At 44.1% G+C, this 20,916-nt stretch carries 12 protein-coding genes; all 12 read left to right on the top strand.

Annotated features, from left to right (window positions below):
- On the top strand, positions 1 to 262 hold a 262-nt coding region (locus tag AC13CC_RS01540; RefSeq protein ID WP_482876567.1), incomplete at its 5' end, for a gluconate 2-dehydrogenase subunit 3 family protein.
- Between the two features lie 205 nt (positions 263 to 467).
- Positions 468 to 3,224, top strand: coding sequence for a Two component regulator three Y domain-containing protein (locus AC13CC_RS01535; RefSeq protein WP_482876887.1), 2,757 nt, complete (start codon positions 468 to 470; stop codon positions 3,222 to 3,224).
- A gap of 233 nt (positions 3,225 to 3,457) precedes the next feature.
- Positions 3,458 to 6,496 carry a SusC/RagA family TonB-linked outer membrane protein gene (locus AC13CC_RS01530; RefSeq protein ID WP_482876885.1) on the top strand — a complete coding sequence of 1,013 codons (3,039 nt, stop codon included), beginning with the start codon at positions 3,458 to 3,460 and terminating at the stop codon, positions 6,494 to 6,496.
- A 13-nt stretch (positions 6,497 to 6,509) separates the two neighbouring features.
- Entirely contained in the window at positions 6,510 to 8,060 is a 1,551-nt protein-coding gene (locus AC13CC_RS01525) for a RagB/SusD family nutrient uptake outer membrane protein (RefSeq protein WP_482876884.1), read from the top strand.
- A 24-nt stretch (positions 8,061 to 8,084) separates the two neighbouring features.
- Complete coding sequence (locus AC13CC_RS01520; protein ID WP_482876883.1) at positions 8,085 to 10,457, top strand: LamG-like jellyroll fold domain-containing protein; 2,373 nt, start codon at positions 8,085 to 8,087, stop codon at positions 10,455 to 10,457.
- A gap of 38 nt (positions 10,458 to 10,495) precedes the next feature.
- Entirely contained in the window at positions 10,496 to 11,857 is a 1,362-nt protein-coding gene (locus AC13CC_RS01515) for a glucoamylase family protein (protein WP_482876881.1), read from the top strand.
- Positions 11,858 to 11,864: 7 nt separating this feature from the next.
- Positions 11,865 to 13,241 (top strand): glucoamylase family protein, encoded by a 1,377-nt coding sequence (locus AC13CC_RS01510; protein WP_482876879.1) that lies wholly within the window; start codon positions 11,865 to 11,867, stop codon positions 13,239 to 13,241.
- Between the two features lies 1 nt (position 13,242).
- The gene (locus AC13CC_RS01505; RefSeq protein ID WP_482876877.1) at positions 13,243 to 14,031 is read left to right on the top strand and encodes a carboxylesterase family protein; all 789 of its coding nucleotides are present in this window, start codon (positions 13,243 to 13,245) and stop codon (positions 14,029 to 14,031) included.
- A 13-nt stretch (positions 14,032 to 14,044) separates the two neighbouring features.
- A complete protein-coding gene (locus tag AC13CC_RS01500; RefSeq protein ID WP_482876889.1) occupies positions 14,045 to 15,805 on the top strand; it encodes a discoidin domain-containing protein in 1,761 nt (586 codons plus the stop codon).
- 29 nt (positions 15,806 to 15,834) lie between these two features.
- Entirely contained in the window at positions 15,835 to 18,102 is a 2,268-nt protein-coding gene (gene bglX / locus AC13CC_RS01495; protein WP_482876875.1) for a beta-glucosidase BglX, read from the top strand.
- A gap of 7 nt (positions 18,103 to 18,109) precedes the next feature.
- On the top strand, positions 18,110 to 19,738 hold the full coding sequence (locus tag AC13CC_RS01490; RefSeq protein ID WP_482876874.1) for a sulfatase family protein: 1,629 nt from the start codon (positions 18,110 to 18,112) through the stop codon (positions 19,736 to 19,738).
- Positions 19,739 to 19,778: 40 nt separating this feature from the next.
- Positions 19,779 to 20,705: a TerC family protein gene (locus AC13CC_RS01485; protein ID WP_482876873.1), complete on the top strand. Its 927-nt coding sequence runs from the start codon at positions 19,779 to 19,781 to the stop codon at positions 20,703 to 20,705.
- Positions 20,706 to 20,916 lie beyond the last annotated feature (211 nt).

Genomic DNA, 20,916 nt, shown 5'->3' with positions numbered 1-20,916 from the left:
CCCGGGCAACGAGCGCCCCTTCGAGGTGAACTTCTTCTCTTTGATAAGGAACCTGACCATGACGGGCTTTTATACGAGCAAGATCGGGATCGAGGAGATCGGTTACAAGGGGAACCAGCCCAATGTATGGGACGGTGTCCCGGAGGATGTGCTGGAACAGCACGGGGTATCGTACGACGAGGAATGGCTCGCCAAATGTGTGGACCAGAGCAAGCGGGGCATCATCGCCGAATGGGACGAGGATGGAAACCTCTTAACGTAATGTATATGGAATAACCAAAGCTTCTTTATGGAAAATTCTGCCATAGATTGGATTTGAGTTAGTTTAGTTAATTTGATACAGGCTCCTTTTTAGGGGCCTGTATTCATTAATCCATCTCAAACCACGTTTTAAAATAAATTGAAAATCCCCATGGTTTTGTATATTCAAAGATTCAAAAGATCTTTATCATACATAACTGTACAGCATGCATTTCAGGCTTTTATCGATCATATTGTTGTTGGTCCGTTTATCGGTTAACGGTCAACAATTATTACCCCCGATTCAAAATTATCAATTACTGGATTATAAGGGAGGCAGTAAAAACTGGGATGTTGCCGTAAATGGCAAGGGTGAACTTTTTGTAGCCAATAACAAAGGCTTGCTCCATTATAATGGGGAGCAGTGGACTTTGAACAAATTACCCAACAATACCATAATACGTTCTGTAGAGAGTATCGGTGATAGGGTATATACGGGTTCGTACGAGGAGTTTGGCTACTGGACCAAGAACAGGTTTGGAGAGTTGGGCTATACCTCCTTGACGCACCTTATTAAGGACCATACGTTTACCAGTGAGGAATTCTGGGAAATTTTTCCAGCTAAGGATGGAAGGGTAATGTTCCGCTCCTTTTCAGCAATTTATTCCTATGATAACAATAAAATATCCGTTGTGGATCCACCAGATGTGGTTTCTGATTTTATTGAGTTCAATGATAGATTGATTGTAGCTGGGGGATCTGTAGGTCTTTTTGAGGTGAAAGATCAGGGGTTGGTGTCCCTGCCAAACCAAGATATCTTGTTGGGGAAGACCGTTAATGATATGGCCATTTTCCAAAACAAACTTTTGATAGGGACCAAATTGCATGGTTGTTTTTTGTACGATGGCAGCACATTATCACCATGGTCGGCTCCCATAAATGACGACCTAAAACAACATCAACTAAATAAGATAACCCTTTTGGGCAACGGTCTTCTGGCTTTGGGGACCATTAAAAATGGAATGTACCTGTACGATACGGTTTCTAGGCGTTACAGCGTATTGAATAGGGAATCCGGTCTTCAAAACAACACGGTACTATCCTCTTTATCGTTCAAAGATCAATTGTGGTTGGGACTGGACAATGGAATTGCCCGGGTAAAACTGAACAACCCAATAGCATACTATACCGACTATACAGGTGGCCTGGGCATGGTCTACGATATAGCATGGTACAACGGTAAATTATTTTTGGGCAGCAACACAGGGGTCTTTTATTTTGAGGGCAACGAACTTAGGTTTGTAAGTGGCTCGCAAGGCCATGTTTGGGACTTGGAGGTTATAGAGGGCGATTTGCTCTGTGGGCACAACACAGGGACCTATAGGGTGACCGAGAACAGCTTTGAACTCGTGGGAGCGATCGCGGGGGGATATCAAATAATCAAAGTACCTGATGCGAACTCAACCTTTGTTCAGGGTACGTACAACGGACTCGCAAAGTTCAAAAAACTCGATAACGGCCAATGGGAAGTGACAAAAATCGAGGGATTTGATGATCCCGTCAAGCAGCTGTGTTTTGAAACACCCAATATTCTTTGGGCAGCACACCCCTACAAAGGCTTTTATAGGATCCATTTTGAAAAGGGGGCATATAAAAAGGTCAAAAGTATCCAAGGTTTTGAAAGCGAGGGCGCTCCGAGCCAATACAATGTAAAGCTCTATAATATCAAAAACAATATTGTACTCAACAGTGAGGGCAATTGGTTTGCCTATAACCCTATCGCGGACCGGATCGAACCCTTTGAAGCGTTCATGTATTACCAGAACAAAGAGCTGTTGTTTTTTGATGAACACTATTTTTGGTTTGTAGATGATAAAGAGCAGAAGGCTATTATCCATACCAATTTAAAAGGCGATAGTCTACTGATTACGGATCTTCCCTTAAGGGAACGATTGGCACCGGATTCACAGAAAGTGGTAAGGGTGAACGATAGTGCATCCTACATAACTTTAACGGATGGATTTGCCAAGATAAACACCAATGGCCTTAAAAGTCTTTCCGAAAATCAGGAACTTCCTGTACCAAATTTTGTTGTCTTAAAGGATCAGAAAGCAAAACATTCCGTTTTGGGTGGATCTGTGGAAATACCCTTTGGGCACTCTCAATCCCTAGCTATTGAGGTGGCATCGCCAGAATATATATCGCCCCATTATTATTACAAGTTGGAAGGTCCTAAGGAATATTCGGAGTATGCAGAGAACGGGTTCATCAACTTTCAAAACCTGCCCTATGGCGCATACACCCTTAAAGTGGCTACCGTGGGTATGGGCAATGCCATATCCGAATCCAATAGCTTGAACTTTGAAATATTGCCACCATGGTATTATTCATGGTGGAGTCTTTTTCTTTATGCAGCATTAGGGGGCTTGGCAATTTATTTGGTAAGGCGATACAACAGAAAAAAACTGGAAAGAAAGCATAGGGAACTTTTGGAGCGTATGGAGCAGGAGCAACAGGAACGAATGGCAAAATTGGAAAAAGAAGAGTTGGCCAAGGAAGTAAAGCTCAAACAAAATGAGTTGGCCAGTACAACACTGAACATCGCCAGAAAAAATGAAATGATATTGGAACTTAAGAACATGTTGGTGATGAACAAAGATAAATTCCCCAATTCCCACCGGTACAGGTCCTTCATTAAAAAGCTGAACAGTTCGATCGAGGATACGGAAGATTGGAAACGTTTTGAGGTCAATTTTAAGGAATTGCACGAAGATTTCTTTGAACGACTGCTCAAATCATACCCGGTATTGACACCAAAGGACCTTAAATTATGTGCATACCTCAAAATGAACCTTTCTACCAAGGAAATCGCCCCCCTAATGGGGATAACGATCAGGGGAGTGGAAATACACCGTTACCGACTGAGAAAAAAACTCGAGATGGACAGTTCGGAGAACCTTTCCAATTTTCTTATCACCTTTTAAAACCATGGAATCGCTTACTTAGATATGTTAAAAGTGATTTAACAAACTACATCAACACTACATCATAGTGTTAATTCTTTTTACATCAAAATAAGAAGCACTACTGCAAACGCGGTGAAATAAGGCTTTTGAGCTCTTTATTTGATGATGTAATTTTTATGTATTCCAACTAGCCTTTGATCACAAGCTGCTTTATTAATTTAGTAAAAATCTAACTCTATTTTTGCACAATTATGAAAATTAAAAGCAAACTATTGCTAATCTCGTTTTTGCTGTTTCAGGCTGTACTTTTGGCTCAAGACAATATAACGATTTCGGGAACGGTCATGGATGATCAAGGACAACCGTTGCCTGGGGCAAGCATAGTGCTACAAGGCACTACAACAGGGATTCAAACAGACTTTGATGGTAATTATCGTTTGGAGAACATTCCGGGTAACGGAACATTGGTGTTCAGTTATGTCGGATTTACAACTCAAACGGTACCTATTAATAGTAGGACGACCATTGATCTGACCATGCGGGAAGACACCCAAAACTTGGACGAAGTGGTCGTGGTAGGTTACGGTACCCAAAAGAAAGCCGATTTAACGGGTTCCATTGCCACAGTGGATGCGGAACAAATTGAAAAAACACCATCGGCAAACCCAGTTCAATCTTTGCAAGGCAAAGTGGCCGGTGTTCAGATTGTATCGCCAGGTTCACCAGGAGCTTCTCCTACAGTTAGGATTCGTGGTTTGGGAACCTATTCCGATGCAACCAGTTTACTGTATGTGGTAGACGGCATGTTTTACAGCAATATAGATTTCTTGAACCCCAACGACATCAAGTCGATGAACGTGCTAAAGGATGCTTCCTCTTCAGCCATTTACGGGGTAAGGGCGGCCAACGGTGTTATCATCATCGAAACCAAGTCCGGTGGAAAAAACAGAAAACCTACTATAGAGTACAATGGCTATACGGGTATTCAGCGTGCCCAAAATGTACTTCAGATGGCCAATGCCGAACAATTTGTCACCATGGCTGTTGAGTCTAGCTCCGAAGCGGACGTCCAATTTATATTGAATGCCATGCAACGCTATGGCAGAAGTCGTATTAATCCGAACGTGCCCGATGTGAATACGGATTGGTACGATGAGATCATTCGTGATGGACTTATTCAAAACCACAGTATAAGTGTTACCGGTGGAACCGATAATGTATCTTATTCCCTTGGTACAAACTATTTCTCTCAAGAAGGGTTGTTGGATATGAAAAACGAATACGAAAGGTTTAATATCCGCTCCAAACTGGATGTGGACGTTCTCGATAATTTAAAAATGGGGGTGAACACTGTTTTTAGTAACGCAACCCAGCAAACACCAGAAAACTCGGCCTGGTTCAAAGCGTATTTTGCCGTTCCTATTCTTCCTGTTTTTGATGATATGAACACCGAGGCAACACCCACACGCTATGCCAACGCCCAAGCATTGGGGTACAGGGGCTCACAAAACCCTTTCCCGGATATGGATTACAACGATAACAGGTTGAAAATCCGAAAGTTGTTGGCCAATATCTATTTGGAAACAGATCTGATAAAGGACAAGCTTACCTTTAAGACCACCTATAATATAGACTTCTCCGCACTGGAAGAGCGCTACGTAAACCTCCCTTACAATATGGGCTTTGGAGATCAGCGAATCTCGGACATCAATAGAAAGCAGAACAATTACTATAACCAAATTTGGGACAACGTTCTTACCTATTCAGATACCTATTCCGAAGACCACAATGTAACCGTAATGGCAGGTACATCCTTTAGGGACGAGGCTTCCAACAGGTTTGAGGCAACTGGTAGCGATATTGCCGGAATCAACTATGAGACATCTTGGTATTTGGATTTTGCCGATCCGTTATCGTTCAACAACAATGTAGAAGAGGATAACAATAGGATTTACGGACAATCCTATTTTGGAAGGGTATCTTACAATTTTAAAAACCGCTACTTGCTCTACGGAACATTTAGGGCAGATAGATCCTCGAAGTTTACCAAGGAGCAGTGGGGATATTTCCCTTCAGTAGGTGCCGGTTGGGTAATTTCCCAAGAACCGTTCATGGAAAACGTGGGCTTCTTCGATTTTTTAAAATTAAGGGCCGCATGGGGTCGATTGGGTAACGATAATGTTCCCGCAAGTGCCGGAGCCAACACTATTGAAAATGAAACTGTTGATTTGGGGGATACTCCGAATACAGGGGTTACCGCCACAAGTACATACACCGATTTAACCTGGGAGGTGGTGGAAGAGTTGGACTTTGGTTTCAACATGAATACCTTCAACAATCGTTTATCGCTTGAGGCTGATTACTACATAAGGGACACCGAAGATGCCATTATGCCCGTGTATATTCCCATTGCGGACCAAACAATTTCAAGAAACTCAGGGGTTATCCGCAACTCGGGAGTAGAGATTGCATTGAATTGGAGTGATGAAATTGCGTCCGATTTCACCTATACTGTTGGAGCCAATTTTACCACGGTAAAGAATGAGGCCATTGAGATTGAGGACGAAAGAGGTTATATTGATTCAGGCTCTGCCGAGTTCAGACAGCGAACTATGGAGGGAGAACCTTTGTATGCATTTTATGGATACGAAACCACCGGAGTTTATCAAAATCAAGCCCAAATTGATGCCGACCCTGTGGCACAGAGCGCCATTGCGGACGGACAGAATATTCAACCCGGTTACTTGATATTCAACGATAGGGACGGGGATGGCGCCATTACAGACCAGGATAGAACCGTATTGGGCTCGTTCCTTCCCAAGTTCACCTACGGTGGTAATATTGGATTAAATTATAAGGACTTTGGTTTCTCCTTGAATTTCTATGGTCAATCAGGAAATAAAATCTTGAACAGAAAACGGGGCGAGGTCATCTTTACCAACGATACCAATATGGATGCCGATTTGGCCAAAAACCGTTGGCACGGCGAAGGAACTAGCAACAGCTACCCCTCATCGGCAGGACTTAGAAACAGCTGGAACCAACGATTGAGCAATTTTTGGGTAGAGGACGGAGATTTCTTCAGAATCCAGAACATACAGTTGGCTTACACCTTACGTGGTGATAAACTTAAGGGCAACATGCCCGATTTTAAATTCACATTGACAGCCGAAAGACCTTTGACCATCTTCAGTTACAATGGATTTAATCCAGAAGTATCCGATGGGGTTGATCGACAGACCTATCCCGTTCCGGCGATTTACACCGTAGGTGTTAATGTTAAACTATAAAAAGAAAATTGAGATGAAGAATAATAATAACCCAGTATATAAAATAGTATTTGTCTTGATTGCGATACTCTTTGTCCAATCATGCTCCGACAAATTTGAAGATAGGGAAGGTCAGCTTAATGCAGACGACCTGGATTACACTGCGACCGAGGATATGGTCCAGGCATTGATAGGCTCCTATTATGTAATTGCTACAAGGGGATGGGAAGAACCTTTATTGCTTTCCGTTCGCGGAGACGATGTAAATGCAGGGGGCCTTGGAGACCAACAACCTTTTGCCGACACCGATAACTTTGTTTACGATCAAGGATATTGGATGTACAACTCGCTTTGGAATGTCCATTATGGTGACATAGTCGAATTGAACACTCAGATAGCGCTAATAGAAAATTTCAAGGACTTCTCCGATGAAAGCGAGAAGGCAACGGCAGACCAGTATATTGCAGAGATAAAAGTGATGAGGGCGTGGTTGCATTTCAATCTGGCAAGGGTTTGGAACGATGTTTTTATCATAGAAACCACGCAGCCCGATGCTGAAATAGCCAACGGACCTGCCACCAAGCAAGAGATGATGCAATACATATCCGACCAAATGGATGAGGCTATTCCGGTATTGCCCAATTTAAGGCCAAATGAAAGAACGGACATTCCCGGTGGTGTAACACGCTATACGGCTTATGCATTAAAAGCCATGGCCCACATGGAAATGGAAGATTATCAAGGTATGGCAGATGCCTGTGCCGCAATAATCAACTCCAATAAATTTTCATTATACCCCGATTTTTATAACCTTTTCAAAAAACCTGGCGAATTGAGCGATGAAAGCCTTTTCGAGCTACAATTTTCCGATTACGGTTCCAGTACCAGCGATGAGTTTTACCACCTTTACGCACCTTTTGGTCCCCAAGGTTGGACCCCTGCAAGGGAAAACGCATCCGATGGGTGGGGCTTTTACGAACCAAGCATGAAGTTTATCAAATTTATGCTGGACAGGGATGAAGCCGTTCGTTTGGAAACCAGTGTTCTTTGGACCGACCGAGGTATCGCCGAATTACAAACAGACCCGAATTATGCCACACTCCCCTCTTTTGTGAACAATACCACAAGAGATGGCGATGTCATTAATGACTACGCAAGAGCCTTGTTCGCCAGTGGTAAGCACTACTTACCGTCCGTACAATTAACAAATCAGAGAAATAACTATGGTGGCGGTAAAAACATGATTGTAATACGTTATGCAGAAATATTGCTGATGTATGCTGAAGCCTTGACCCGTGGTGCAAGCGGTTCAGGTATGACCGCGGACCAAGCCGTAAACTTGGTTCGTAACAGAGCGGGAATGCCTTCGTTGTCTGGAGTTTCATCTAGTGACGTAATGGACGAAAAATTTGCTGAGTTAGGTATGGAATGGGGAATCCGCTATTACGATATGATTCGCTTGGATAACTACTCCGAACTGAGCTACGATGGTAGAACCTTTACGGCAGATAAAGAACTATTGCCATACCCACAAGCCCAACTGGATGCACTTCCGACTTTGGGTGGGGGAAGTAGCGATGATTAATACTAACTAAATAAACAACACAAGATGAAATACATAGTTAAATCCATAACGATGATCTTGGGCCTTCTGGTGGTTTCTTGTAATGAGGGAATCGACCCTATAACGGCAGTCGATGCCGGGGTGGATGAAACAGCCCCACAGGTTACCATAACCTATCCTACCGAAGGAGTGGAACTCATGCCCTTCGAAGAAGAAACATCAATAGATATAACATTCGAGGTTACCGATGATATTGAGGTAGCGAATATTACCGTATCCATGGATGGGTCACAGATAGCTACATACAATTCTTTCAAGGATTATAGAATTGTTATGGAAGAGGTAACGTACGAGGGTTTGGGGAACGGCGGTCATACAGTCACCGTAACAGCAACCGATATAGAGGGTAAAACAACCGCACAAGAAGCAAACTTTGCCAAACTGGCGCCATATAGTGCACAGTTTGATGGCGAGGTTCTCTATATGCCGTTCAATGCCGATTATATGGACTTTATTAGCTTCCAAGAGGCAGGGGAAGTAGGCAATCCAGGTTTTGCTGGAGATGCCTTTTTGGGTGCAGATGCATTTCAAGGTTCCGTAGATTCATATTTGACTTTCCCGATGGATAATCTAAAAAGCCCTGAATTTAGTGCCGCATTCTGGTACAAGGTCAACCCAACGCCAGATAGAGCCGGAATTTTAGTGGTTGGCGACGGTGCCGAGGACAGAAACCAGGGGTTCCGTTTGTTCCGCGAAGGAAACGCCGACGAACAGCGAATCAAATTGAATGTAGGTACTGATTCCGGTGAAAGTTGGAACGATGGTGGAGTGATCGATGTAACTGCAGGGGAGTGGGTTCATGTAGCCATTTCAATTTCCCAGACCCAGAGTACCATATACTTTAACGGAAACGAAATGTTGACCTCCGATTTGGCAGCCCCAATAGATTGGACAGGTTGTGAGGAATTGCATATTGGTGCCGGGGGTCCAACTTTTGATTATTGGAATCATGGCTATGACGCCAGTCAAATGGACGAGCTACGCATTTTTGACAAAGCATTGACACAAAGCGATGTTCAAATTATGATAAATGCGGCCAATCCATACATCCCTCAATACGATGGCGAATCATTGTATATGCCATTTGATGGAGATTACATTGATCTAATGGGAAGCAAAGCTGCCACCCAAATAGGTTCGCCAAGTTTCACCAATGAAAGTCAAGTGGGTGAGCAAGCGTATTTGGGCGCCACCGATTCCTATATCAACTATCCGGCAGATGGATTGAAGTCTTCAGAGTTCAGTGGATCCTTCTGGTATAAAGTGGATGCCAACCCAGATAGGGCGGGAATCATAACAATTGGAGATGACGAAGTAGATCGTTTTCAAGGTTTCCGACTCTTCCGCGAGGGAACTGTCGATGAGCAACGCATCAAATTGAATGTAGGAACAGGTAGCGGCGAAAGTTGGAACGACGGCGGTGTAATAGATGTAATCGCAGGTGAATGGGTACACGTTGCCTTTACCATAGCCAGTGATGAAAGCGTTATTTATTTCAATGGGACCGAAGTATTATCCTCCGCCATGTCAGCGCCAATCGATTGGAACGGTTGCGATACCTTCACCATCGGTGCAGGGGGACCGACGTTCGATTATTGGGGACATGCATCGGATAACAGTATCATTGATGACCTAAGATTCTACAACAAGGCCCTATCTCCGGAAGAAGTAGCTGAAGTTTTTGGAGGAGAGGTCACACCAAAAAACTACGGCTCCACACTCTATATGCCTTTTGACGGATCTACTATTGATGACAACTCCGGCTTAGAAGCCACAGTGGTAGGTACGCCCAGTTTTGCAGGGGAAAGTGCTGTAGGCAGCGATGCCTATGCAGGTGCGGCGGATTCTTATCTCACCTTCCCAATTGATGGATTGTTCAACAATCAATTCAGTGGAGCTTTCTGGTACAAGGTAAATGCCGATCCGGATAGAGCTGGAATCCTAACGGTAAGCCCTCCAATGAACGGAACGGATAATGATCTTTCTGCAGGCTTTAGGCTGATAAGGGAAGGTGATGCATTGGAGCAACGAATAAAACTTCATTTGGGAACCGATGCCGGAGACGTTTGGAACGACGGAGAAGTTATTGATGCCACCGCAGATGTGTGGGTACACGTAGCCTTTACCGTTACCGAAACGGAAACCTTGATTTATTTGAATGGAGAACCTGTTGTAAACACAGGGGATATGGCTGGAAAAACCATAAGTTGGGAAAACTGCTCCATACTTTCAATAGGTTCCGGCGCACCAAATTTTATTGGTTGGAACCACTTATCCGGTTTGAGTTACATCGATGATTTATATCTATTTGATAGAACATTGACCCAAGAGGAAATCCAAGAAATTATGAACAATTAATGTGCTAAGGCACTATAAAAATTTGATTCAGTTAGTTTATGAGGTTAATTATTTTACCATTGGCCGTTGTTACTTTACTTATAGGGTGCAATGGCCAAAAAACTAAGGAAGAGGCCAAAAGGTCAACCGAAATAGATGCTGACAGTCTTGCCATTGCCGATGAGATGATGCTCGATAGCGTACAGTACCAAACCTTCAATTACTTTTGGGAAGGTGCGGAACCTGTTTCAGGATTGGCCAGGGAACGTATGCACATGGACGGGATTTATCCCAACCACGATAAGGATATTATAACGACAGGAGGATCAGGTTTTGGCCTTATGGCTATTCTGGTCGGTGTGGAAAGGGGGTTTATTTCCCGTGAACAAGCTCTCGAACGCTACGAGCGTATCGTTGGTTTTCTGGAAAAAGCAGATCGCTTTCACGGAGCGTGGCCCCATTGGTTATTGCCATCCGGCAAAGTAACCCCTTTCAGTAAAAAGGATAACGGTGGAGATTTGGTGGAGACCGCTTTTTTGGTTCAAGGCCTTTTAACGGTCAAGGAATATTTTAAAAATGGCAACGAACGCGAAAAACAACTGGCCCAAAAAATACAACAGCTTTGGGAAGAGGTTGAGTGGGACTGGTACACCAAAAACGGTGAAGATGTATTGTACTGGCATTGGAGCCCAGAGTATAAATGGGAAATGAATTTTCCCGTGGGTGGTTATAATGAAGCGCTCATCATGTACATTTTGGCGGCAGCTTCCCCAACACACCCTATTGATAAATCCGTTTACGAAATTGGTTGGGCCGGTGAGGGTGAAATCTCAAAAGATACCACTTACTACGGTCTGGAAACAGAACTGGACCATTATGAACATAGCGATGCTCCCGTAGGTCCACTTTTCTGGGCACATTATTCCTATTTGGGATTGAATCCAAAAGGATTAAAGGACCAGTTTGGAGATTATTGGAAGTTGAACCGGAACCATGCGCTAATTCATTATAAATACAGTGTGGACAATCCAAAAGATTACGAAGGATATGGCGAGAATTGCTGGGGATTGACATCAAGTTACTCCATTAAAGGGTATGCGGGGCATCGCCCAGAGGCAGATTTAGGGGTAATCTCGCCCACCGCAGCACTCTCGTCCATGCCATATACCCCAGAGGAGAGCAAACAGTTTTTGAGGTTTATGTACAACCAACAAGATAGTCTTATTGGAAAATATGGCCCTTATGATGCCTTTAGTCTGGAGGATGATTGGTACCTACCAAGGTATTTGGCCATTGACCAAGGGCCAATCCCTGTAATGATTGAAAATTACCGAAGCGGCCTGTTTTGGAAACTGTTCATGGCAAATGAAGAGGTGCAAAACGGACTCAAAAAATTGGGTTTTGAAAGCCCAAATATGTAAACAGCAAATGATTAAAACCACGATATCCCTTATTCTTTTTTCCTTAGTGATGGTATCCTGTGGGGGAGGGGATGATTATACCTATGTTCCCACAGAGCCAGAACTTCCGGGCAACGGCTCCGATGATGATGATGAGGTGCCCACCATCTCTGATGAAGCGTTGTTGGATTTGACCCAAGAAACCACCTTTAAATATTTTTGGGACTTTGCCGATGTCAACTCGGGAGGGGCTAGAGAAAGGTATCACCCGAATGACCCTGCCAACAGTGAAGGAGTCGTAGCCACTGGAGGCACAGGATTTGGGTTGATGGCTATTCTTGTAGGCATCGAAAGAGGGTTTATATCTAGAACCCAAGGATTAGAGCGATTGAATCCTTTATTGGATTTTTTGGAAAACGCCGACCGTTTTCATGGAGCATGGTCGCATTGGATCAATGGTTCCACAGGGGCCGTAATTCCTTTTAGCGAGCTGGACGATGGTGGCGATCTAGTGGAAACTGCCTTTTTGGCACAAGGACTTATCTGTGTAAAGGAATATTTCAAAAACGGTACGGATGCCGAGCAAGCTTTGGCCCGGCAAGCCGATGAACTTTGGAAAGGTGTTGAATGGGATTGGTACACGCAAAATCAAGATGTACTGTATTGGCACTGGAGCCCCAACCACGGTTTCAATATCAATCTTCAACTTAAAGGTTATAATGAGGTATTGATCACCTACATTATGGCCGCCGCATCACCCGATTTTGGAATCGAAAAACAGGTGTATTCCAACGGATGGGCCTCAGGTGGGGGTATCAAATCAGCAAATACCCAATACGGTTATCCCCTTTTGGTGAAGCATAATGCCTCCGAGCAATTTGGAGGCCCATTGTTTTGGGCGCATTATTCCTACTTGGGATTAGACCCAAGAAATCTGTCCGATGAGTATGTGGATTATTGGGACGTTAATGTAAACCACACCATGGTCAATTACCAATACTGTGTCAACAACCCGAACAACTATGAGGGTTACGGGGAAGATTGTTGGGGATTGACAGCCAGTTATTCAAGAAATAATGATGGAAGCATGGGGTACAATGCCCATAGCCCAAGCAACGATACAGGGGTCGTATCCCCAACAGCGGCAATAAGCTCAATTCCTTATGCACCGGACGAATCTTTGGATGCGATGCATTACTTTTATAGAAATAGAGATGATTTATTGGGACCAGCCGGGTTTTATGATGCCTTTAGTCAAGAATACAACTGGGTGGCAGAAGCTTATTTGGCCATAGACCAAGGCCCGCAGATCATCATGATAGAAAACTATCGGACGGGTTTGCTTTGGAACCTATTTATGGGTAACGAAGATGTTCAAGCCGGTCTGACCAAACTTGGATTTTAATATGACAAGACAATTATCATTTTTTCTACTGTTCCTTGCTTGTAATTTGGTCGCTGCACAATGGCAATCAAAATACGAAGCCAAAATGCTTATTGATGGGAAAGATACTTTAAGATATCGCATTATGTATCCCAAGAACTTTAATGAGGATAGAAACTATCCCGTGGTACTTTTTCTCCATGGAGCTGGAGAACGCGGAAATGACAATGAAACCCAATTGATGAACGGAGCCAAATTGTTTGCCACCGACTATTTACAGGAGCGATATCCTGCAATTGTATTATTTCCACAGTGTCCTAGAGATAGTTACTGGGCCAGTGTAGGTGTTGACAGGAGTTCGTATCCAATCAATTTGGATTTTAAATATAGCGAGGGACCGACCAAACCCTTGAAAATGGTGATGGATTTGTTGGATGCCACTATTCAAGAGCCCTACACCAACGACAATCAAATTTATTTGATGGGTCTTTCCATGGGAGGAATGGGAACTTTTGAATTGCTGAGCAGAAAACCAATGGCATTTGCTGCTGCAATTCCAATTTGTGGGGGAGGGGAACCTGAATCCGTTTCAGTTTATGCCAAAAACACACCACTGTGGGTTTTTCATGGAGCACAGGACAATGTGGTAAACCCCTTGCAGTCCATGGAAATGGTTTCCGCTTTATTAAAAGCAGGTGCCCGCCCAAAATTGACCATCTACGATTTTGCCGATCACAACAGTTGGGACCCAGCGTTCGCGGAACCGGACCTATTGCCTTGGTTATTTTCCCACCAAAGAGAAATGCCTTAAAATGAAAACCTATATGCCGTACCGATTTGTACTTCTGTTGATTCTTGCACTGGGGTGCGAATGCAATGTGGATGCCCAACAAAAAACCTATTGTAATCCCATCAATATCGATTATGGATATACACCCATCCCCAATTTTGCAAGGCATGGAAAGCATAGGGCTACGGCAGACCCCGTTATTGTTACATTTAAGGATAAATATTTCCTCTTTTCCACGAACCAGTGGGGGTATTGGTGGAGTGATGATATGTATGACTGGAAATTCATCCCAAGAAAGTTTTTAAGGGAACGGAACAAAGTGTACGATGAGTTGTGCGCACCCGCAGCCTTTGTGATGAAGGATGAACTTTACTTGATCGGCTCTACGCACGGACCGGCTTTTTCCATGTGGAAGAGCAAAGACCCGACCACCGACAATTGGGAAATAGCCGTCGACTCGTTAAAAGCAGGGGCATGGGACCCTGGATTTTTGTACGAAGGGGATACGGACAAACTTTATATGTACTGGGGCTCCAGCAATGTCCACCCCATTTTGGGTACGGAAATCAATACCGAGACCCTACAGTCCGAAGGTTACGTGAAGCCCTTGATCGCTTTGGCGCCCGAAGACCATGGGTGGGAAAGGTTCGGGGAACATAACGACAATACCTTTCTTCAACCATTTATGGAAGGGGCTTGGGTGACCAAATACAATAACAAATACTATTTGCAGTATGGTGCGCCAGGTACAGAGTTTAGTGGGTACGGAGATGGTGTATATGTAAGCAATAGCCCATTGGGTGGGTTTTCTTACCAAAGACACAACCCTTTTTCGTATAAGCCCGGCGGTTTTGCCCGAGGGGCGGGCCATGGTGCGACCTATCAGGATACCTATGGCGACTGGTGGCATGTGTCCACTATAATTTTGAACCAAAAGAACAGCTTTGAACGGCGAATCGGAATTTGGCCCGCCGGATTTGATCAAGACGATGTAATGTATTCCAATACGGCCTACGGGGACTATCCCACCTATTTGCCCCAGAAAAACGCAGATCATATCAAAGGATCGTTCACGGGCTGGATGCTGTTGAACTATAACAAACCCGTTAAGGTCTCCTCAACCCTTGGAGGGTATAAGCCCAATTTTGCCGTGGATGAAGATATGCGTACCTATTGGAGTTCGGAGTCTGGCAACAAAGGGGAATGGTTTCAGACCGATTTAGGGGAAGTTTCTACCATAAGGGCCATTCAAATCAATTATGCCGATCAAGATGCCGAGTTTTTGGGGAAATCCTCAGGAGTTTATCACCAGTATAAAATATACGGCTCCGATGATGGTGAAAAATGGACGGTTTTGGTGGATAAGAGCAGGAACCAAACCGATGTGCCCCACGACTATGTCGAATTGAAGAAACCTGCACAAGCACGTTACCTTAAGATTGAAAACATAAAAATGCCTACGGGAAAGTTTGCCCTGAGCGGTTTTCGGGTGTTTGGAAAAGGCTCGGGTGAAAGGCCCGATAGGGTCGAAGATTTTACAGTCCTTAGGGCCAGTCCGGAAAAGTTCGGGGAGCGGAGAAGCTCTTGGCTCAAATGGAAACCGAACAAACTCGCGGATGGTTACCTTATTTATTTCGGGAAATCCAAGGACAAACTCTATGGTAGCATCATGGTTTACGGGACCAATGAATATTATTTCACGGGAATGGACCGAACGGATGCCTATTATTTTCAAATAGAAGCATTCAATAACAACGGCATATCGGAAAGAACGCCCATAATTGAATCAAAATAGACCGACTGCCAAAAAACAAACAACCTATTATGAGCTATAAAAAATCACTTTTCGCCCTTTTAACCTTAATTTTTTGGGGTGCCAATGCCCAGGAACAAATACCTGAAGTAGAGGAGCTTTTACAAAAAATGACTGTTGAAGAAAAAATTGGTCAGTTAAATCTGTTGACACCTGGAGGTGGAGTTGCAACAGGGGAAGTGGTAAGCGAAAATGTAAGTAGCAAGATCAAGGCTGGGCAGGTTGGAGGCCTTTTTGGAGTGGCTGGCCCAGATAGAGTCAGAAAAGCCCAAGAGTTGGCCGTGAAAGAGAGCCGATTGGGGATACCCCTGTTAATAGGTTCTGATGTGATCCACGGGTACAAGACCACATATCCAATTCCCTTGGGGCTATCATCCACTTGGGATGTGGATTTGGTAAAACAAGCCGCCCAAATGGCCGCTAGGGAAGCAACCGCGGACGGAATCAACTGGAATTTTTCTCCTATGGTGGATATCGCCCGCGACCCACGTTGGGGTCGCATTGCCGAAGGGGCTGGTGAAGACCCTTATCTTGGTTCCAAAATAGCCGAAGCCATGGTGAAAGGTTATCAAGGAGAAGATTTGGCCGCTTCCCATACCATGTTGGCCTGTGTGAAGCACTTAGCGCTCTATGGTGCCGCCGAGGCTGGTCGTGATTATCACACGGTGGATATGGGCAAGATCAAAATGTTCAATCAATATTTGCAACCGTATAAGACTGCCATTGATGCCGGGGCCGCTAGCGTTATGAGTTCGTTTAATGATGTGGACGGTGTGCCAGCAACTGGTAACAAATGGTTGCTCACCGACTTGCTTCGCACACAATGGGGTTTTGATGGTTTCGTGGTCTCGGATTACACCTCGCTCAACGAAATGGTCCCGCACGGATTGGGAGACCTTCAGGCCGTTTCGGCATTGGCGTTAAAAGCTGGTTTGGATATGGATATGGTGGGTGAAGGTTTTCTGACCACTTTGAAAAAATCTTTGGATGAAGGAAAAATCACCGCAGAAGATATTACCAAGGCTTGTAGAAGGGTGTTGGAGGCCAAGTATATATCTGGACTTTTTGAGGACCCATACAAATATTTGGACGCCAAACGCCCCAAAAACGATATTCTGACAAAGGAAAACAGGACATTGGCGCGCAAATTGGCAACTCGTTCCTTCGTTTTGTTGAAAAAGCACAACAACCTACTTCCTTTGGAAAAGAAAGGAAAAATCGCCCTGATTGGCCCACTGGCCGATAGTAGGGAAAATATGTTAGGGACTTGGGCTCCAACGGGTGATTTTAACCTGGCCGTTACCATTTTGGAAGGCTTTAATAATGTGGCATCAAATGCAGACATCAAATATGCAAAAGGCGCCAACATTTCTGACGATGCCGATTTTGCCAAGAATGTAAATGCTTTAGGTCGAAGGATAACAATGGATGAGCGCTCACCAGAAGCCATATTGAAAGAGGCCGTGGGTCTGGCCAAAACTTCGGATGTTGTGGTGGCCGTGGTGGGTGAGGCCACCGAAATGAGCGGGGAGTCTTCCAGCCGTACCGATATTTCAATCCCGGACAGTCAAAAGAAATTGATCAAAGCATTGGTACAAACAGGAAAACCTGTTGCATTGGTGTTGATGAGCGGTAGGCCGCTGACCATTCCAGAAGAGTTCGACCTGCCCGTGTCCATTTTACAAGTTTGGCACCCCGGTGTGGAAGCAGGGAACGCTATCGCCGATGTGGTTTTTGGAGATTATAATCCCTCTGGAAAATTAACGGCTACTTGGCCTGTGAATGTGGGACAGATACCTATTTACCACAGTGCAAAAGTCACTGGTAGGCCGGCACCGGAAAGCGGAGAGTTCCAAAAGTTCAGGTCAAACTATCTGGATGCACCCAATGCGCCTTTGTTGCCTTTTGGATATGGTTTGAGCTATACCACATTTGACTATTCCAATCTGCGGTTGAACAAAAAAGAGATCCATCAAGGTGAAGCTATTTCTGCTACTGTGACAATTACCAATACAGGTAATTATGATGGCGAAGAAGTAGTGCAATTGTACCTTAGGGATGTGGTGCGGAGCATTACACCACCAAAACGCCAGTTAAAAGGTTTTCAAAAAGTGATGCTGAAGAAAGGGGAGCGTAAGGAGGTAACCATCACTTTGTCACCAGATGATCTGAAATTCTACAACGCCCAATTGGAATTTGTGTCGGAACCGGGAGAATTTAAAGTGTTTGTGGGAACTAATTCCGATGCCGAACTATCAGAAACATTCACGCTTAAATAAATGTAGCATGAGAATAGGATTAGCCCTTGTCGGTTTACTTTTAATTGTTTCATGCAAACAACAAGAAAAACCAAAGGATCAAGTCGCTAAAGGCCCGCCGAACATCATTTTTATTATGTCGGACGATCATGCCTTTCAGGCCATTAGTGCCTATGGGCATGAGTTGGGGAAATTGGCACCGACCCCGAATATTGACCGCATCGCCAAGAATGGGGCCATTTTTCAGAATAACTTTTGTACCAATTCCATTTGCGGACCCAGCAGGGCAGTGATTTTAACGGGAAAACATAGTCATATCAATGGTTTTCGGATGAACGGGGAACGGTTTGACAGCAGTCAGCCCACATTGCCGAAGCATTTGAAAAAATTGGGTTATGAAACCGCGATTGTCGGAAAGTGGCATTTGCACGGTAAACCCACAGGATTTGATTATTGGGATATTCTGAACGATCAAGGGAACTATTACAATCCTGAATTTATTCAAGGTGGGGATACCACCGTGGTCGAAGGCTATGCCACCGATTTGATAACGGACAAGAGTTTGGAATGGCTGAAGCAGCGGGAGGGAAACCAAAAGCCTTTCTATTTAATGGTGCACCACAAGGCCCCGCATCGCAATTGGATGCCGGCACTACGTCATTTAAATGTTTATGATTCGATTACATTTCCCTTGCCCGACACTTATTTTCCGGAATTTGAGAATCAACGGGCCGCTGCCGAACAACAACAGACCATTTACAAAGACATGTACGAGGGGCATGACCTAAAAATGAGCGATGGTTATGGAAGCACAGATTTGGCCCATAATCCATGGACTACGGATTTTGACCGAATGACCCCGGAACAGCGTGACATTTGGGACGAGGCCTATCTTCCAAAAAACAATGCTTTTTATGAGGCCAATTTACATGGTAAGGAACTGGCAGAATGGAAAGGGCAACGTTATTTGCATGAATATTTGGCCACGGTAAAATCTGTGGATGAGGGTATCGGGAAAATTTTGGACTATTTGGAAGCGACCGGATTGGACGAAAACACATTGGTGGTCTATACCTCGGATCAAGGATTTTATTTGGGTGAGCACGGGTGGTTCGATAAGCGTTTTATGTACGAAGAATCCATGAAAATGCCTTTGTTGATGCAATTGCCAGGGGTGATTGAACCAGGAACCAATATTGATGCCTTGGTGCAGAACTTGGATTTTGCCCCGACCTTTTTGGATTTGGCAGGAGGCCAAGAGTATGCCGCTAACATGCAGGGAGAATCTTTTAAGGGACTATTGGAGGGTGCCGAGGACGAATTCAAAGATGCTGTATACTACCACTACTATGATTTTCCAGCCTTTCACATGGTAAAACGGCACTATGGGGTGCGAACAGATAGGTACAAACTTATCCATTTTTACGACGATATTGATGAATGGGAGTTTTATGATCTGGAAGAGGATCCCAAAGAATTACACAATGCCATCAATGATGAAAAATATAGAGGTGTAATAGCCTCCATGCACAAAAAACTGGATAGTTTACAAACGTATTACAAAGTAACCGACAAGGAGTTTGGAACTACGCCGAAGGAAAAGGTGGACAAAACTCATAAAGCTTTTGAAAAACTGCGCGGAATACCGATTCAATAGTGTTATATTTTTTAATTTAGCCAGCTAAATCTTCGAAATTATGATCGTTTGGATACTGTTCCTTTTGGGAATCCTTGTCTTTTTGGCCTTGGACCTTGGTGTTTTCAATAAAAACCCCCATGTCATAAGCGTCAAGGAAGCGTCCATATGGACCAGTGTATGGGTCAGCTTATCCATTTTATTTTCAGGGGTCGTCTATTGGCTCTATGGTAGCGGAAAGATAGATAACGTGGATGCGCTTACCCCCATGGATGCCAGCTTGAAATATATCACTGGTTACCTGATCGAGCTTTCGTTGAGTATTGACAATATTTTTGTTATAGCGGTGATTTTCGGATCATTTCAAATTCCACAAAAATACCAGCATCGGGTATTGTTCTGGGGAATATTGGGGGCCATTGTCTTTAGGGCCATCATGATATTTTTTGGAGTGGCATTGATCAAGAAGTTCGGTTTTATGACCTATATCTTTGGTGCTTTTTTGATTTTTACGGCCATAAAAATGCTGGTTTCCAAACAGGAGGCCTTCAATCCCAAAAAGTCGTTCATCTATAGGAACCTTAGAAAGGTCATGCCCATCACGACGCATATGCAGGGTCAGAAATTCTTCATCAAATTACGCCATATTACCGCCGCCACGCCATTGTTCATAGCTCTTGTGATTATCGAGTTTACGGATATCCTCTTTGCTTTGGACAGTGTTCCGGCCATTTTGGCGATTACTTCCGACCCCTTTCTGGTCTTTAGTTCAAACATATTTGCCATTTTGGGCCTCAGGTCGATGTATTTCTTCCTTTCCAACATGATAAGTAGGTTCTATTACCTCAAGTACAGTCTGGTGGCCATACTTAGTTTCGTGGGTATAAAAATGATCCTCGCACACCACTATACTTTTCCAGAATGGGTTTCGTTGTGCTTCATTGGAATTGCCCTGTTTGTTGGCGTGGTCGTTTCCAAGAAGAGCTGATGTCAAAGGACCAAAATGGGATACAATTAATGATGGACAATATGTATGCCCGATATCATCAAACCCTATTTTAGGGACATTCAGGAGTAAGCCTGTTTTTTCATGAACATTAAACTAAATGCCACTGAACCATATTGGTTTTAGTGGCATTTTTCATTTATATGTTGTGCTCTTGATGCTTTTGAACGAAGATGCGTCCGTTTTCAAGGAT

It is taken from the genome of Flagellimonas sp. L-11 (assembly GCF_056857735.1).
The sequence above is the reverse complement of the archived record's forward strand: the minus strand, read 5'-3'. Positions and strand labels throughout refer to the sequence as shown.

Excerpts from the sequence above, each read along its gene's own strand:
- AC13CC_RS01490 (WP_482876874.1), top strand. The coding sequence starts at position 18,110 with ATGAGAATAGGATTAGCCCTTGTCGGTTTACTTTTAATTGTTTCATGC.
- bglX (WP_482876875.1), top strand. The coding sequence starts at position 15,835 with ATGAGCTATAAAAAATCACTTTTCGCCCTTTTAACCTTAATTTTTTGG.
- AC13CC_RS01485 (WP_482876873.1), top strand. The coding sequence starts at position 19,779 with ATGATCGTTTGGATACTGTTCCTTTTGGGAATCCTTGTCTTTTTGGCC.
- AC13CC_RS01525 (WP_482876884.1), top strand. The coding sequence starts at position 6,510 with ATGAAGAATAATAATAACCCAGTATATAAAATAGTATTTGTCTTGATT.
- AC13CC_RS01530 (WP_482876885.1), top strand. The coding sequence starts at position 3,458 with ATGAAAATTAAAAGCAAACTATTGCTAATCTCGTTTTTGCTGTTTCAG.
- AC13CC_RS01535 (WP_482876887.1), top strand. The coding sequence starts at position 468 with ATGCATTTCAGGCTTTTATCGATCATATTGTTGTTGGTCCGTTTATCG.
- AC13CC_RS01515 (WP_482876881.1), top strand. The coding sequence starts at position 10,496 with ATGAGGTTAATTATTTTACCATTGGCCGTTGTTACTTTACTTATAGGG.
- AC13CC_RS01505 (WP_482876877.1), top strand. The coding sequence starts at position 13,243 with ATGACAAGACAATTATCATTTTTTCTACTGTTCCTTGCTTGTAATTTG.
- AC13CC_RS01520 (WP_482876883.1), top strand. The coding sequence starts at position 8,085 with ATGAAATACATAGTTAAATCCATAACGATGATCTTGGGCCTTCTGGTG.
- AC13CC_RS01500 (WP_482876889.1), top strand. The coding sequence starts at position 14,045 with ATGCCGTACCGATTTGTACTTCTGTTGATTCTTGCACTGGGGTGCGAA.
- AC13CC_RS01510 (WP_482876879.1), top strand. The coding sequence starts at position 11,865 with ATGATTAAAACCACGATATCCCTTATTCTTTTTTCCTTAGTGATGGTA.